Consider the following 14,475-nt stretch of genomic DNA (forward strand, 5'->3'; position numbering starts at 1 on the left):
ACGTAGACCGGGTAAGGCGAAGCCGCCACCCGGCAAACCATCAATACCCCGCCGATAAATCATCCACCGACCGCGGGTCCGAGGCGCCAAACAGCGCCCCGTCCGGCCCGACCATAATACTCTGGGTGCTACCCATCGCCTCCTTCACCGCCACCTTCTGCCCGCGCTGTTCAAGCAGCTTAATGGTGTCCGGGCTAAAGCCCTTCTCCACGCGCAGCTCGTCCGGCAGCCACTGGTGGTGGAAACGCGGAGCGTTGGTCGCTTCGGCGACGTTCATGCCAAAGTCGATGCTGTTCACCACCATCTGCAGCACGGTAGTGATAATACGGCTGCCGCCAGGGCTGCCGGTTACCAGCCAGGTTTTCCCGTCTTTCACGACAATGGTGGGCGACATAGACGACAGCGGACGTTTCTTCGGCCCTACCGCATTCGCATCGCCGCCCACCAGCCCGTAGACGTTCGGCACGCCCGGTTTGGCAGAGAAGTCATCCATCTCGTTGTTCAGCAGAATACCGCTGTTGCCCGCCACAATCCCGGTGCCGAAGGTGGTGTTGAGCGTATAGGTCACCGCCACCGCGTTACCGTCTTTATCCACCACAGAGAAGTGGGTGGTCTGGTTACTTTCATACGGTGCCAGCTTGCCGGGGCGGATCTCGCTCGACGGTTTGGCCTTGTTGATGTCGATCTGATCGGCAATGGATTTGGCATACGCCTTGTTGGTCAGCGCCTGCCACGGCACCTTCACGAAGTCCGGATCGCCGAGATATTCCGACCGGTCGGCGTAGGCGCGTTTTTCCGCTTCCGCCATCACCTGCATGGCGTCCGCGCTGCCAAAGCCGAACTTGTGCATATCGAAGTTTTCAAGAATATTGAGGATCTGCACGATGTGGATCCCACCGGAGGACGGCGGCGGCATGGAGAAGACCTCGTATCCGCGATAGGTGCCGCTAATCGGCTCGCGCTCCACCGCCTTGTATTCCGCCAGATCCGCTTTGGTGATGAGCCCGCCGTTCTTCTGCATCTCTTCGGCAATCTGGTCGGCAATTGCCCCTTTGTAGAAGGCGTCCGGACCGTGCTCCGCAATCAGCTCCAGGCTTTTGGCGAGGTTCTTCTGCACCAGCCTGTCGCCCTTCTTCAGCGGCTCACCGTCTTTCCAGAAGATGGCCTTGCTGTTTTCGTGATTCGGAATGACTTCGCTGCCGTAGGTCTTGAGGTCGTCCGCCAGCGCATCGTTTACCACAAAGCCGTCGCGCGCCAGCTTGATAGCAGGCTGCACCACCTTGTTCAGCGGCATCGTGCCGTATTTCTCCAGCGCCAGCGAGAGGCCCGCAACGGTGCCCGGCGTGCCGGTGGCGAGATGCGAGGTCAGAGATTTTTTGCTGTCAGGGTTACCCTGGTCGTCGAGGAACATATCGCGGGACGCCTGGGAAGGCGCCATCTCGCGGAAGTCAATGGCCGTCGTTTTGCCGTCTTTAGTGCGCAGCATCATAAAGCCGCCGCCGCCCAGGTTCCCCGCCTGCGGATGCGTTACCGCCAGCGCATAGCCGACGGCGACAGCTGCATCCACCGCGTTACCGCCCTGCCTGAGAATATCGACGCCCACTTTTGTTGCCAGCGCATCCACTGACGCCACCATGCCATGGGTTGCCCGCACGGGATGAAAAACATCTTCCTCCACGCCGTAAGAGACCGGAGGCGCCGCTGGCGGGTTGGCCGCCACGCTAAATGTACCGCCTGCCATCAGCGCGGCGATGGCGACCCAGCGCAAAAACGTTGGTTTCATCATTATTGTTCTCCAGGTGATAGGGTCCATATTCCCCGCTTAAGCCTGGTTCACAACTCCTAAAAAATCATCGTCATGGTGAAATCAGGGTAAACTTAAGAGAGACCTCAAAAGGAGGAAATGACAATGAAACGCTTATTGATTCTTACGGCGCTGATCCCGTTTGCCGCGCTCGCACAGCCGCTTAACACCATGAACAACCCGAACCAGCAGGGTTACGTTATCCCGAGCCAGCAGCGCATGCAGACGGAGATGATGAGCCAGCAACAGCAGCAGAAAGGGATGCTTAACCAGCAGCTTAAAACGCAGACCCAGATGCAGCAGCAAAGCCTGCAAAATCAGATGAACGCCAACACCCAGCGCGTGCAGCAGGGGCAGATGCGCGAGCAGCCGCTGCCGAATAAAAACGGCGGGATGTTAGGGGGAATGACGTCGTCAGGCAGCGGACAGCAGCACATGCTGCCGCCGCAGTCGAATGGCAGTATGCTTAATCCGCAGAACTAAAGTCCGGGCCGATCAGGTCGATTGCATCGGTACAGATGCTGTCCACGCCCCAGCGCAGCAGTTCGGCTGCGCGCTGGGGTTTGTTAACCGTGTAGACCAGAATATGCAGACCCGCGTCCTTCAGCATCTTCACCCGCGCCTCATCCAGCAGCCTGTGGTTGAGATGGATAGAGACGCACGCTAAGCGTGCCGTCAGCTCGCGCCAGTCCTCGCGCCACTCGTCAAGCAGCAGCCCGCGCGGTAGCTCCGGTACGGCCGCCTGTGCGGCCTCCAGCGCATCGATTTCAAATGATGACAGCAGCGGCGCGGTCATCCCTTCCCACAGCTCGCGCGCGGCCAGGGCAATGACTTTGCCCGTCAGCGGCCCGGTGCCGGTGGTCGGTTTGATTTCGATATTGGCCATCATGCCGTGCTGGCGACAGCGATCGGCCACTTCCGCCAGCAGCGGCAGCGGTTCGCCTTTAAATTCGCCGCTGTACCAGCTTCCGGCGTCCACCTTCAGCAGATCGCGCCACGGCAGCTCGCCCGCCACGCCCCAGCCGTTGCTGGTGCGCTCGAGGTTATCGTCATGCAGCAGGAAAATTTCGCCGTCTTTCGACAGCTTGGCGTCGAACTCGATCATCGTGTGACCGTAGCGCGCGCCGACGTCAATTGCCGCCAGGGTGTTCTCCGGCGCCAGCTTACCGCCGCCCCGGTGGGCGACGACGTGGGGATAAGGCCAGTTGCTCATACTCGTTGTCCTGTTTCACCGTCAAACAGGTGCAGATGGTTTTCCGGCAGGTGCAGCCACAGCGTGCTGCCGGCTTTCGGACGCTCCTGATGTGCCAGGCGCACCACCATTTTTTGCTCGCCCCAGCGCCCGTGCGCCAGGTTATCTGCACCCAACATCTCCAGCGTGTCCATCACCAGCGGCACGCCGCCGTCCGCCTGAGAGGTTAAAACGATATGCTCCGGGCGGATACCGAGCGTCATCTTACGCCCGGCGTAGCCACGATAGTACCAGTTGATCGGCAACGCCATCCCGCTTTCCAGCTCAAAATGCGTGCCCGCGCTGCTGATACGCCCTTCGAGCAGGTTCATTGCCGGGCTGCCGATAAAGCTCGCCACAAAGCGGGTGGCCGGTTTCTCGTACACTTCCACCGGGGTGCCAATCTGCTCGGCGATGCCTTTGTTCATCACCATTACGCGCTGGGCGAGGGTCATGGCTTCGACCTGATCGTGGGTCACGTACAGAGAGGTGGTTTTCAGACGACGGTGCAGCTGCTGCAGCTCAAGACGCATCTGCACGCGCAGCTTGGCGTCGAGGTTAGACAGCGGCTCGTCGAAGAGGAATACCGCCGGATCGCGCACGATGGCGCGCCCCATCGCCACGCGCTGGCGCTGGCCGCCGGAAAGCTCGCGCGGGCGGCGCTTCAGCAGGCCGTCCAGCTCGAGAATGCGCGCCGCCTCCTTCACCCGCTCGTCGATATGGCCTTTGCCCATGCCGCGGATTTTCAGCCCCCAGGCCATGTTCTCTTCCACGCTCATGTGCGGATAGAGGGCGTAGTTCTGGAACACCATCGCAATGCCTCTGTCTTTCGGCTCCATCTCGGTGACGCGCTGGCGGTCAATCCAGATATCCCCGGAGGTCACGCGCTCCAGCCCCGCCACCATGCGCAGCAGGGTGGATTTGCCGCAGCCGGACGGGCCAACCATCACGATAAATTCCCCGTCCGCCACGTCGAGCGTCAGCGGCTGAATGACCTGGGTTTTGCCGTCCCAGCTTTTGGTTACTGCCTGAAGTTTTAAACCTGCCATCTTATTTCTCGCTATCGACCAGGCCGCGGACAAACGCACGCTGCATGGCTAAAACAATGACTACGGGTGGGATAAGGGTGAGCAGCATCGCCGCCATCACCTGGTTCCAGAGGGTGGTGCCTTCGCCGGTGGCGATCATGCCTTTGATGCCCGCCACGGCGGTGCCGAGGTTAACGTCCTGAATAATCAGCAGCGGCCACAGGTACTGGTTCCAGCCGTAGATAAAGGTGATCACAAACAGCGCTGCGAGGTTGGTTTTCGACAGCGGCAGCACGATGTCGCGGAAGAAACGCATCGGCGACGCGCCGTCGATGCGCGCCGCTTCAATCAGCTCGTCCGGCAGAGTCATAAAGAACTGGCGGAACAGGAAGGTGGCGGTCGCCGAGGCCATCAGCGGCAGGGTTAAGCCCGCGTAGCTGTCGAGCATCTTCAGGTTGGCGATCACCTCCACCGTCGGGAAGATACGTACTTCCACCGGCAGCATCAGGGTGATAAAAATCATCCAGAAGAAGAGGTTACGTAGCGGAAAGCGGAACCAGACGATGGCGAAGGCAGAAAGCATCGACACCGTAATTTTGCCGACCGTAATGCCAAACGCCATGATGAAGCTGTTGAGCATCATCAGCCAGAACGGCGCGCTGTTGGCACCCACACCCTGGGTCCAGATGGTCTTCATGTTCTCGAAAAGATGTGTGCCTGGGATCAGCGTCATCGGCGTGTCGAACACCGCTTTGGTGTCCAGCGTGGCGGCAACAAACGCCACGTACAGCGGGAAGAGGATGACGATAATCCCTAAAATCAGCATGGTATGGCTGAAAATCGTCAGCCCGCGACGGTTCTCAATCATTGGTAGCGCACCTTACTTTCGACATAGCGGAACTGCACCACCGTGAGGATGATGACGAGGAACATCAGCACGACGGACTGCGCGGCAGAGGCCGAGAGATCCAGACCGGCGAAGCCTTCGCGATAGATCTTATAGATAAGCGTCGTGGTCGCCTGCACCGGGCCGCCTGCGGTCGCCGCGTCGATCACCGGGAAGGTGTCGAAGAAGGCGTACACGAGGTTAACCACCAGCAGGAAGAAACTCACCGGGGCGATCAGCGGCAGCGACAGCCTGAAGAAACGACGAATAGGCCCTGCGCCGTCAATCGCCGCGGCTTCCACCAGCGAGCGCGGGATGGACTGCAGCGCGGCAAAGAAGAACAGGAAGTTGTAGCTAATCTGCTTCCACACCGAGGCGAACACCACCAGGAACATCGCCTGACCGCTGTTCTGGGCATGGTTCCAGTCGTAGCCCAGTTCGGCCAGGAAGTGGGTAATCAATCCGCGCCCCGGGTTAAACAGGAAGATCCACAGCACGGCGGCGACGGCGGGAGCCACGGCGTAAGGCAGCAGCATCAGGGTTTGATAAATACGGCTGCCGCGCACCACGTAGTCCACCAGCGCGGCGAAAAACAGCGAGGCAACCAGACCGCTGACGGTCACCAGCGCGCTGAACTTCATCGTCGTCCAGAAGGAGTCCAGGTAGTAGCTGTCATGGAACAGCGCGGTGAAGTTGTCCAGGCCAACAAACTGGCTGGAAAGCCCGAACGGGTCGACGCTTTGTACCGAGTACCAAAGCGCTTCGCCCGCAGGCCAGATAAAGAAGATAACGGTGATGACCAGCTGCGGCGCGACCAGAAGATAGGGCAGCCAGCGGGAACGGAACACCGGACGGGATGATGACATAGGTTTGCTCTGTAGGTATTCACCCCTCATCCCGGCCCTCTCCCCAAAGGGGCGAGGGAGAAAAGACGGCTCCGCGCAGTCCCCTCTCCCCTATGGGGAGAGGGTTAGGGTGAGGGTGAGGGGCAGGTTTGACTTACGATTTGGTCGACTGCTCAAAGCGGCGCAGCAGCTGATTCCCGCGCTCTACCGCAGAGTCCAGCGCCTGCTGTGGCGTTTTCTTACCGGTCCACACGCTTTCCAGCTCTTCATCCACGATGGTGCGGATCTGCGGCATGTTGCCCAGACGCAGGCCCTTGGTGAACGGCAACGGCGGCTTGTTCAGCATCTGACGCGTCGCGATGTCCGCGCCCGGGTTCTTGCTGTAGAAGCCCTGCTCGCGGGTCAGATCGTACGCGGCTTTGGTGATCGGCAGGTAGCCGGTCTTCTGGTGCCATTCGGCAGCGTTTTCCGGCTTCGCCAGGAAGTCGAGGAACTCGGCTACGCCTTTGTAGGTGCCCTTGTCTTTACCCTGCATCACCCACAGGCTCGCCCCGCCGATAATGGCGTTCTGCGGCGCGCCCTTCACGTCAGCGTCGTACGGCATCATGCCCACGCCGTAGTTGAATTTGGCGTAGTGACGGATATCCGCCAGCGAGCCGGACGAGGCGGTGGTAATGGCGCAGTCGCCGTTGTAGAACTTCTCGGTGGATTCGTCTTTACGCCCGAAGTAGCTGAAGTCGCCCTTCTTGTTCAGATCGGCAAGCAGCGCGATGTGCTTCACCTGCTCCGGCTTGTTGAACTCCAGTACCGCATCGGTGCCGTCGAAGCCGTTATTTTTGGTCGCCACCGGCAGGCCGTGCCAGGCGCTGAAGTTTTCAATCTGGATCCAGCCCTGCCAGCCGCTGGCGTAGCCGCACTTCATCCCCGCCGCTTTCAGCTTCGCGGTGTACTCCGCCAGGTCCTGCCAGGTTTTTGGCGGCTGCTCCGGGTCTAAACCGGCTTTTTTGAAGGCGTCTTTGTTGTAGTACAGCACCGGCGTGGAGCTGTTAAACGGCTGGGACAGCAGATGGCCGGTTTTGGAATCGGTGTAGTAACCCGCTACGGTCGGCACGAACTGCGACTCATCGAAGTTGATGCCCGCTTCTTTGAACACTTCATAGACCGGTTTGATGGCTTTAGAGGCCATCATGGTGGCGGTACCCACTTCATAAACCTGTAACAGCGCCGGCGCGTTGCCGGTACGGAAGGCGGCGATGCCCGCGCTCAGGCTCTGCTCGTAGTTGCCTTTGTACACCGGCACAATTTTGTAATCCGGATGGGTGTCGTTGAAACGCTGCGCCAGGGAGTCAACTTCTTTACCCAACTCCCCTTCCATGGAATGCCAGAACGGAATGGTGGTGACAGCCATTGCGTTCGTCGCAAAAGCCAGACCCAGTGCCAGACCCAAAGCTGTGTGTCGTAACGATGTCATTGTCATCTCTCTTATTGTGCCGGATGCGCGATATCACGCGTTTTATGCTCGCGAGGTAACATGACATGCTCGAATTACAGAAAAATAACTGTTTGTTTACAGATAAGTGACAGCCAGGCGTCAGGGGGATGATGGTTGTGTGAAGGGGGCTGGGGGGTGATTTGGGTGCCGTCTGGTGCCCTCACCCCAACCCTCACCCACAGGGAGAGGGAGAAAACACTAAAAAAGGCAACTTGCGTTGCCTTTTTGCTCTTACCTATCCGCCCAGGTAAGCGCTCCGCACCGCTTCATTCACCAGCAGCGCGTCGCCGGTATCCTCCAGCACCACCCGGCCGTTCTCCAGCACGTAGCCACGGTCGGCGAGCTTCAGCGCCTGGTTGGCGTTCTGCTCGACGAGGAAGATGGTCATCCCCTCTTTACGCAGCTGCTCAATAGTGTCGAAAATCTGCTGAATGATGATCGGCGCCAGCCCGAGCGACGGTTCGTCCAGCAGCAGAAGGCGCGGCTGGCTCATCAGCGCGCGGCCAATCGCCAGCATCTGCTGCTCGCCGCCGGACATGGTGCCCGCACGCTGGATGCGGCGCTCCCACAGGCGCGGGAAGAGTTCATATACCCACTTGATGCGGGTCTGGTATTCATCGCGGTGAGCGAAGAACCCGCCCATCGCCAGGTTCTCTTCCACCGTCATGCGGGAGAAGACGCGGCGCCCTTCCGGAACAATCGCCACCGCCTCGCGCATGATTCTGGCGGTCTGCCAGTCGGTAATGTCTTTACCATCGAACACAATCCGCCCGCTGGTGGCGCGCGGGTCGCCGCACAGGGTGCCGAGCAGCGTGGTTTTGCCCGCTCCGTTGGCGCCAATCAGGGTCACGATTTCACCCTGATTGATATGCAGGCTGACGTCGTGCAGCGCCTGGATCTTGCCGTAGTGCGCGTTGACCTTGTCGAACGTTAACATCGCTTTTTCCATCTTATGCCTCACCCAGGTATGCGCGGATCACGTCCGGGTTGTTGCGGATCTCTTCCGGCGTGCCGTTTGCCAGCGGCGTGCCCTGGTTTACCACGTAGATACGGTCCGAAATGCCCATCACCAGCTTCATGTCGTGCTCAATCAGCAGGATAGTGGTGTCGTGACTGTCGCGCAGCTCGGCAATCAGCTCGTCCAGCTCTTTGGTCTCTTTCGGGTTGAGCCCTGCCGCCGGTTCGTCGAGCATCAGGATTTCCGGCTGCGTCACCATGCAGCGCACAATCTCCAGGCGGCGCTGATCGCCGTAGGCCAGGTTGCTCGCCTGACGGTTGGCGTGCTGCAGCAGGCCAATTCGGTCGAGCCAGGTGGCGGCGCGATCAAGCGCTTCATCCTGCGCGCGGCGGAAGGCCGGTGTTTTCAGCAGGCCGGAGAACAGCCCGGTTTTCAGCTGCTGATGCTGTGCCACCAGCAGGTTCTCAATCACCGTCATCTCGCGGAACAGACGCACGTGCTGGAAGGTGCGCACCACGCCCATGCGGGCGATCTGCTGGCCCGGCAGCCCTTCCAGGTGCTGATCGCGCAGCATGATGGTGCCGCCCGTCGGCTTGTAGAAGCCGGTCAGACAGTTAAAGACCGTGGTTTTCCCCGCGCCGTTCGGGCCAATCAGGGAGACAATCTCTTTCTTGTGCAGATCCAGATTCACGTTGTTGACCGCCAGCAGGCCGCCAAAACGCATCATCAGGCCGTTAACGGATAATAATGGCTGACTCATGCCTGCTCTCCTTTCGCTTGCCCGTTCTTCAGCTTCAGCTGTGGACGGGTCATCGGCAGCAGACCCTGCGGACGCCAGATCATCATCAGCACCATCAAACCACCCAGCATCAGCATGCTGTATTCGTTAAAGTCGCGCATTAGCTCGCGCGAGACCACCAGCAGGATGGCCGCGAGGATAACCGCAAACTGCGAGCCCATCCCACCGAGCACCACAATTGCCAGCACAAAGGCGGATTCGGCAAAGGTGAACGATTCCGGGCTAACGAAGCCCTGACGCGCGGCAAACAGCGTTCCGGCGAAACCGGCAAACGCGGCGCTGATGGTGAACGCGGTCAGCTTGATGCGGGTCGGGTTCAGGCCCAGGGAGCGGCAGGCGATCTCATCTTCACGCAGCGCTTCCCACGCGCGGCCCAGCGGCATGCGCAGCAGACGGTTGATCACGAACAGGGTAATCACCACCAGCAGCAGCGCCACCAGATAGAGCCAGATCACGCGGTCGGACGGGTCATACTTCACGCCGAAGAAGTTGCTGAAGGTATCCCAGCCGCCTTCGCGGGCGGTACGGCTGAATTCCAGGCCGAAGAAGGTCGGTTTCGGGATCTGGCTAATACCGTTCGGGCCGCCGGTCACTTCGGTGTTGTTGAGCAGCAGGATACGGACGATTTCGCCGAAGCCTAAGGTCACAATCGCCAGGTAGTCACCGCGCAGGCGCAGCACCGGGAAGCCAAGCAGGAAGCCTGCAGCGGCAGAGACCAGCCCCGCCAGCGGCAGGCAGGTCCAGAAGCCGAGACCGTAATAGTGGTTCAGCAGCGCGAAGGTATAGGCGCCGATGGCGTAGAAGCCGCCGTAGCCCAGCACCAGCAGGCCCGAGAGTCCCACGACCACGTTCAGACCGAGGCCGAGAATCACGTAGATCATGGTCAGAGTGGCGATATCCACGGTGCCGCGAGACACCACAAACGGCCACGCCACGGCGGCCACCAGCAGCGCCACGAGGAACAGCTTCTGCTTAACGGTAGAACCGTCGATTGCCGGCAGGACGAATTTCGGCCCGGAGACGTTTTTCAGCGTTTTCTGGAACAGCGGACGCAGCAGCTGGAACAGGAACACTACGGCCGTACCGATAAATACCCACTGCCAGCGGATGTCAGCTGCGGTATCGACAACCAGTTTGGTGCCATTCAGCTCAAGCTGGACGCCCATAAAGACGCCCGCCAGCACGAAGAACATGGCGGCAGAGAGCAGCGCCATTGCAAAATGCATCGGTTTCATACTTTCTCTACCTCCGGACGGCCCAGAATACCGGTAGGCATCACCAGCAGAACCAGAATCAGCAGGGCAAACGACACCACGTCTTTATACTCCGTGCTCAGGTACGCCGAGGAGAGCGCTTCCGCCACGCCCAGGATCAGGCCACCGATCATCGCGCCCGGAATACTGCCGATACCGCCCAGAACCGCCGCGGTGAAGGCTTTCATCCCGGCCATAAAGCCGATGTACGGGTTGATCACGCCGTAGAACTGGCCCAGCAGGACACCCGCCACCGCCGCCATCGCGGCGCCAATCACGAAGGTCAGGGCAATCACGCGGTCGGTGTTGATGCCGAGCAGGCTCGCCATCTTCAGGTCTTCCGCACAGGCGCGGCAGGCGCGTCCCATACGCGAGTAGCGGATGAACAGCGTCAGGGCGAGCATCGCAATAAAGGTCACCACCCAGATAACCAGCTGCATGGTGGTAATAGAGGCCGCGAAGTTTTCGCTGGCCCCCACAATCCACTGCCCGTTAAACAGGCTTGGCAGCGCCACGTCGCGCGAACCTTCGGTCAGGCTGACGTAGTTTTGCAGGAAGATCGACATCCCGATCGCGGAAATCAGCGCAATCAGACGCTTGGAGCTGCGCACCGGCCGGTAGGCCACGCGCTCAATGCTCCAGCCGTAGGCGCTGGCTATCACAATCGCGCCGACAAACCCGGCGGCGACCAGCAGCCAGCTGCTGTCGATGCCCATCATCATCAGAGCGGCGATAATCATAAAGGAGACGTAGCTACCGATCATGTACACCTCGCCGTGGGCGAAGTTGATCATGCCGATAATGCCGTAAACCATCGTATAGCCGATGGCGATCAGCGCGTAGGTGCTTCCCAGCGTAACGCCGTTAAACATCTGCTGCAGGAAATAGAGAAACTGCTCGGACATATGCAAACCTTTTTATACCCGCCCGTCATGCCGGGCGGTGGGATAATTATTTGGCGGCCGAGGATGAACCGTCGGCGTGCCACTTAAAGACACCAAACTCAAATCCCTTCAGATCGCCTTTCTCATCCCAGTTCAGCGGCCCAATCACGGTGTTCGCCCCGTGCGCTTTTAAATCTTTCACCAGATCCAGCGGCTCTTTGCTGCCGGAGCGATCCAGCGCGGTGGCCAGAGACTGTACGGCCGCGTAGGTGATCCAGACGTACGGACCACTCGGATCTTTCTTCTGCGCCTTGAGCGCATCCACGATAGCCTTGTTGGCCGGATCCTGGTCATAGCGTTTTGGCATCGTCACCAACATGCCTTCGGCAGAATCCCCCGCGATGTTTGACAGGGAGGCATTGCCCACGCCCTCTGGCCCCATAAACTGGGTTTTCAGACCGGTGGCGCGCGCCTGACGCAGCATCTGGCCCATTTCCGGGTAGTAGCCGCCGTAGTAAACGAAGTCGATGTTCTCTTTTTGCAGACGGGCGATCAGCGCGGAGAAGTCTTTCTCACCGGCGGTAATGCCGTCGAAGAAGACGATATTCGCGCCGCCTTTTTTCAGGCCGTCCTGCACGGAGCGCGCCAGGCCTTCGCCGTACTGCTGTTTGTCATGAATAATGGCAATGCGCTGTGGCTTAACGGTCTCGAGGATGTATTTGGCGGCGGTGGGCCCCTGCGAGGAGTCCAGACCGGCGGTACGCATGATGTGCTGATAGCCGCGCTGGGTCAGTTCCGGGTTCGTTGCGCCTGGGGTGATCATCAGAATGCCTTCGTCTTCGTAGATATCAGACGCGGGCTGCGTGGAGGATGAGCACAGGTGGCCGATCACATACTGGATACCGTCGTTGACGATTTTGTTGGCGACCGCGACGGCCTGTTTAGGATCGCAGGCATCGTCATATTCCACGCCCACCAGCTTGTCGCCTTTGATGCCGCCCTTGGCGTTGATGTCTTTGATGGCCTGGCGCGCGCCGTTGAACTCCATGTCACCCCACTGGGCAACAGGGCCGGACATCGCCCCCACTACCGCAACCTTAATGTCGTCTGCCATAGCGGCATGCGAGATCGACAGTGCGACCATCCCCGCGATTAACGTCTTCGCGTTCCTTTTCATCTCTGAATCCCCATTCGTGATGTCGTGTTTATATTTTGTTTTTTTATGGTTAAAAAGCATTCTGTACTTTTAATGAACAACGCTATTTTTACCAGTGCCTTTAATGGTTTAGCGCAGTTTTTTGTCAAAAAACCAGACTAAAATCTCTATTTTTCAGGCGATTAAGCAAAGATAATATTCTGAAATCAGGCAGAGATAAACAAATAAAAGTGCAGTTTGCAGCATAAAATAACGGTACAAAGCGCCGAATAAATCACTACCGTTCAGGTTAAAATTCTGCTTATTTTTCGATCCATGTGTTTTCAAACTGCCCAACGCGTTGCCAAAAAACTAATCACCTGGTTAATGAGAATAAAAAGAGGAAGCCGCTGAGTGAATAAATTGAGTACACTGCCCCTACTCAATCTGATTTGGACAAGTGGCTAATGAAACTGACTATCGTGCGTCTGGTGACCTTTAGCGACCAGGATCATATCGACCTGGGCAAGATCTGGCCGGAATATTCCCCTTCGTCGCTGCGCGTTGATGAGACCCACCGCATTTATGCCGCGCGTTTTAACGAGCGCCTGCTGGCTGCGGTTCGCGTAACCCTGAGCGGTACAGAAGGGGCGCTGGACTCGCTGCGCGTGCGTGACGTCACCCGTCGTCGCGGTGTGGGACAGTATTTAATTGAAGAAGTGATCCGCGAAAACCCGAGCGTGACCTCATGGTGGATGGCTGACGTGGGCGTGGAAGACCGCGGCGTGATGGCGGCGTTTATGCAGGCGTTAGGGTTTACGGCTCAGGAGAGCGGGTGGGAGAAGCGCCAGGGTTGATTTGTGCTGCCTGATGCCTTCACCCCTGCCCTCTCCCACGGGGAGAGGGAGAACACCGAGCGGTCCCCTCTCCCTGTGGGAGAGGGTTAGGGTGAGGGCATCAACCCTCACAAGAATTATTTGGCATCAGTAGCCGTGCCGTTCGCATGCCAGTCAAACACGCCGAACTCGAAGCCCTTCAGGTCGCCCTTCGCGTCCCAGGACAGCGGTCCCATGACGGTCTCGACTGTATTCGCTTTCAGCCAGGTGGCAATCTCAGCCGGATCGGCTGACTGGTTCAGGCCCGCCTGCAGAGACTGCAGCGCCGCGTAGGTGGTCCAGACAAATGCGCCGCTTGGATCCTGTTTCTTCGCCTTGATGGCATCTACGATAGGTTTGTTCGCAGGGACCTGGTCGTAGTTCTTCGGTTTGGTCACCAGCAGGCCTTCGGCTGATTCACCCGCAATGTTAGACAGGGACACGTTCGCCACGCCTTCCGGGCCCATAAACTGGGTTTTCAGGCCCGCAGCGCGCGCCTGGCGCAGGATCTGGCCCATTTCCGGGTGGTAGCCACCGTAGTAAACGAAATCAATATTCTCTTTCTTCAGACGCGCTACAAGGGTGGAGAAGTCTTTCTCACCGGCGGTGATCCCGTCGAAGAACACCACGTCAGCATTCGCTTTCTTGAGGTTGTCCTGCACTGAACGCGCCAGACCTTCACCGTACTGCTGCTTATCATGAACGATAGCAATGCGCTTCGGCTTCACTTTTTCAACGATGTATTTCGCCGCGGTTGGGCCCTGGTCAGAGTCCAGGCCGGTGGTGCGCAGGGTCAGCTTGTAGCCGCGCGCGGTCAGCTCCGGTGCGGTCGCTGCCGGGGTAATCATCAGAATACCTTCGTCTTCGTAGATGTCAGACGCTGGCTGAGTAGAGGAGGAGCACAGGTGACCGATAACGTATTTGATCCCGTCGTTCACCACTTTGTTCGCGACCGCGACCGCTTGTTTCGGGTCACAGGCATCATCATATTTTACGATCTGCAGTTTTTCGCCCTTGATACCGCCCTTAGCATTAATGTCTGCAACCGCCTGCTCAGCGCCGGTAAATTCCTGGTCGCCGTACTGTGCTACCGGACCGGACATTGCGCCAACCACAGCCACCTTGATGTCTGCCTGTGCCATGGTGCTGAATGCCAACGCGATACATCCTGCCAGTAACGCTTTACCCTTCATGTTCATCCTGAGATTCCCCATTATTATGGTTATTACGATTGTTGTGATGTTGTTGTGCAGCGCTTTATGTCAGTTATAGGTGTGCTGTCCGC

At 58.8% G+C, this 14,475-nt stretch carries 14 protein-coding genes; 2 read left to right on the plus strand and 12 right to left on the minus strand.

Annotated elements, in window-relative coordinates; translation table 11 throughout:
• Positions 1 to 40: 40 nt before the first annotated feature.
• Positions 41 to 1,786 carry a gamma-glutamyltransferase gene (gene ggt / locus ACJ69_RS15735; RefSeq protein WP_197937165.1) on the minus strand — a complete coding sequence of 582 codons (1,746 nt, stop codon included), beginning with the start codon at positions 1,784 to 1,786 and terminating at the stop codon, positions 41 to 43.
• 123 nt (positions 1,787 to 1,909) lie between these two features.
• Between ggt and ACJ69_RS15740 the strand changes: the two genes are divergently transcribed.
• Positions 1,910 to 2,287 carry a DUF2756 family protein gene (locus ACJ69_RS15740; RefSeq protein WP_029742185.1) on the plus strand — a complete coding sequence of 126 codons (378 nt, stop codon included), beginning with the start codon at positions 1,910 to 1,912 and terminating at the stop codon, positions 2,285 to 2,287.
• Here ACJ69_RS15740 and ugpQ read toward each other — a convergent pair.
• The 10 genes from ugpQ to livK all read right to left on the minus strand — a co-directional run bounded on the left by ugpQ (position 2,271) and on the right by livK (position 12,357).
• On the minus strand, positions 2,271 to 3,017 hold the full coding sequence (ugpQ, locus tag ACJ69_RS15745; RefSeq protein ID WP_029742186.1) for a glycerophosphodiester phosphodiesterase: 747 nt from the start codon (positions 3,015 to 3,017) through the stop codon (positions 2,271 to 2,273). The two genes, ACJ69_RS15740 and ugpQ, sit on opposite strands and share 17 nt — an antisense overlap.
• Positions 3,014 to 4,084 carry a sn-glycerol-3-phosphate import ATP-binding protein UgpC gene (locus ACJ69_RS15750; protein WP_029742187.1) on the minus strand — a complete coding sequence of 357 codons (1,071 nt, stop codon included), beginning with the start codon at positions 4,082 to 4,084 and terminating at the stop codon, positions 3,014 to 3,016. Before ACJ69_RS15750 ends, ugpQ begins: the two co-directional genes overlap by 4 nt.
• 1 nt (position 4,085) lies before the next feature.
• Positions 4,086 to 4,931, minus strand: coding sequence for a sn-glycerol-3-phosphate ABC transporter permease UgpE (gene ugpE, locus ACJ69_RS15755; RefSeq protein WP_013099125.1), 846 nt, complete (start codon positions 4,929 to 4,931; stop codon positions 4,086 to 4,088).
• A complete protein-coding gene (ugpA, locus tag ACJ69_RS15760) occupies positions 4,928 to 5,815 on the minus strand; it encodes a sn-glycerol-3-phosphate ABC transporter permease UgpA (RefSeq protein ID WP_023310026.1) in 888 nt (295 codons plus the stop codon). The genes ugpE and ugpA overlap by 4 nt, the downstream gene beginning before the upstream one ends.
• A gap of 133 nt (positions 5,816 to 5,948) precedes the next feature.
• Positions 5,949 to 7,265: a sn-glycerol-3-phosphate ABC transporter substrate-binding protein UgpB gene (gene ugpB, locus ACJ69_RS15765; protein WP_023310025.1), complete on the minus strand. Its 1,317-nt coding sequence runs from the start codon at positions 7,263 to 7,265 to the stop codon at positions 5,949 to 5,951.
• 256 nt (positions 7,266 to 7,521) lie between these two features.
• Complete coding sequence (gene livF, locus ACJ69_RS15770; RefSeq protein WP_081051440.1) at positions 7,522 to 8,235, minus strand: high-affinity branched-chain amino acid ABC transporter ATP-binding protein LivF; 714 nt, start codon at positions 8,233 to 8,235, stop codon at positions 7,522 to 7,524.
• A 1-nt stretch (position 8,236) separates the two neighbouring features.
• Positions 8,237 to 9,004: a high-affinity branched-chain amino acid ABC transporter ATP-binding protein LivG gene (gene livG, locus ACJ69_RS15775; protein ID WP_023310024.1), complete on the minus strand. Its 768-nt coding sequence runs from the start codon at positions 9,002 to 9,004 to the stop codon at positions 8,237 to 8,239.
• A complete protein-coding gene (gene livM / locus ACJ69_RS15780; RefSeq protein ID WP_029741812.1) occupies positions 9,001 to 10,278 on the minus strand; it encodes a branched chain amino acid ABC transporter permease LivM in 1,278 nt (425 codons plus the stop codon). Before livM ends, livG begins: the two co-directional genes overlap by 4 nt.
• Complete coding sequence (gene livH, locus ACJ69_RS15785; RefSeq protein ID WP_008500099.1) at positions 10,275 to 11,201, minus strand: high-affinity branched-chain amino acid ABC transporter permease LivH; 927 nt, start codon at positions 11,199 to 11,201, stop codon at positions 10,275 to 10,277. Before livH ends, livM begins: the two co-directional genes overlap by 4 nt.
• A gap of 46 nt (positions 11,202 to 11,247) precedes the next feature.
• Positions 11,248 to 12,357: a high-affinity branched-chain amino acid ABC transporter substrate-binding protein LivK gene (livK, locus tag ACJ69_RS15790; protein ID WP_039264148.1), complete on the minus strand. Its 1,110-nt coding sequence runs from the start codon at positions 12,355 to 12,357 to the stop codon at positions 11,248 to 11,250.
• Positions 12,358 to 12,782: 425 nt separating this feature from the next.
• On the opposite strand from livK, the gene panM reads away from it, so the two are divergent.
• Positions 12,783 to 13,172 (plus strand): aspartate 1-decarboxylase autocleavage activator PanM, encoded by a 390-nt coding sequence (panM, locus tag ACJ69_RS15805; RefSeq protein ID WP_023310021.1) that lies wholly within the window; start codon positions 12,783 to 12,785, stop codon positions 13,170 to 13,172.
• A gap of 116 nt (positions 13,173 to 13,288) precedes the next feature.
• Here panM and livJ read toward each other — a convergent pair whose 3' ends face one another.
• Positions 13,289 to 14,389: a branched chain amino acid ABC transporter substrate-binding protein LivJ gene (gene livJ / locus ACJ69_RS15810; protein ID WP_072163886.1), complete on the minus strand. Its 1,101-nt coding sequence runs from the start codon at positions 14,387 to 14,389 to the stop codon at positions 13,289 to 13,291.
• Positions 14,390 to 14,475 lie beyond the last annotated feature (86 nt).

Origin of the sequence: Enterobacter asburiae (genome assembly GCF_001521715.1) — a bacterium.
GTDB classification, from domain to species: Bacteria; Pseudomonadota; Gammaproteobacteria; order Enterobacterales; family Enterobacteriaceae; genus Enterobacter; species Enterobacter asburiae.

Coding starts and splice junctions, on each gene's coding strand:
- ugpE (WP_013099125.1), bottom strand. CDS start 4,931: ATGATTGAGAACCGTCGCGGGCTGACGATTTTCAGCCATACCATGCTG.
- livG (WP_023310024.1), bottom strand. CDS start 9,004: ATGAGTCAGCCATTATTATCCGTTAACGGCCTGATGATGCGTTTTGGC.
- ACJ69_RS15740 (WP_029742185.1), top strand. CDS start 1,910: ATGAAACGCTTATTGATTCTTACGGCGCTGATCCCGTTTGCCGCGCTC.
- ACJ69_RS15750 (WP_029742187.1), bottom strand. CDS start 4,084: ATGGCAGGTTTAAAACTTCAGGCAGTAACCAAAAGCTGGGACGGCAAA.
- ugpQ (WP_029742186.1), bottom strand. CDS start 3,017: ATGAGCAACTGGCCTTATCCCCACGTCGTCGCCCACCGGGGCGGCGGT.
- ggt (WP_197937165.1), bottom strand. CDS start 1,786: ATGATGAAACCAACGTTTTTGCGCTGGGTCGCCATCGCCGCGCTGATG.
- livF (WP_081051440.1), bottom strand. CDS start 8,235: ATGGAAAAAGCGATGTTAACGTTCGACAAGGTCAACGCGCACTACGGC.
- ugpB (WP_023310025.1), bottom strand. CDS start 7,265: ATGACATCGTTACGACACACAGCTTTGGGTCTGGCACTGGGTCTGGCT.
- livJ (WP_072163886.1), bottom strand. CDS start 14,389: ATGAACATGAAGGGTAAAGCGTTACTGGCAGGATGTATCGCGTTGGCA.
- panM (WP_023310021.1), top strand. CDS start 12,783: ATGAAACTGACTATCGTGCGTCTGGTGACCTTTAGCGACCAGGATCAT.
- livH (WP_008500099.1), bottom strand. CDS start 11,201: ATGTCCGAGCAGTTTCTCTATTTCCTGCAGCAGATGTTTAACGGCGTT.
- ugpA (WP_023310026.1), bottom strand. CDS start 5,815: ATGTCATCATCCCGTCCGGTGTTCCGTTCCCGCTGGCTGCCCTATCTT.
- livK (WP_039264148.1), bottom strand. CDS start 12,357: ATGAAAAGGAACGCGAAGACGTTAATCGCGGGGATGGTCGCACTGTCG.
- livM (WP_029741812.1), bottom strand. CDS start 10,278: ATGAAACCGATGCATTTTGCAATGGCGCTGCTCTCTGCCGCCATGTTC.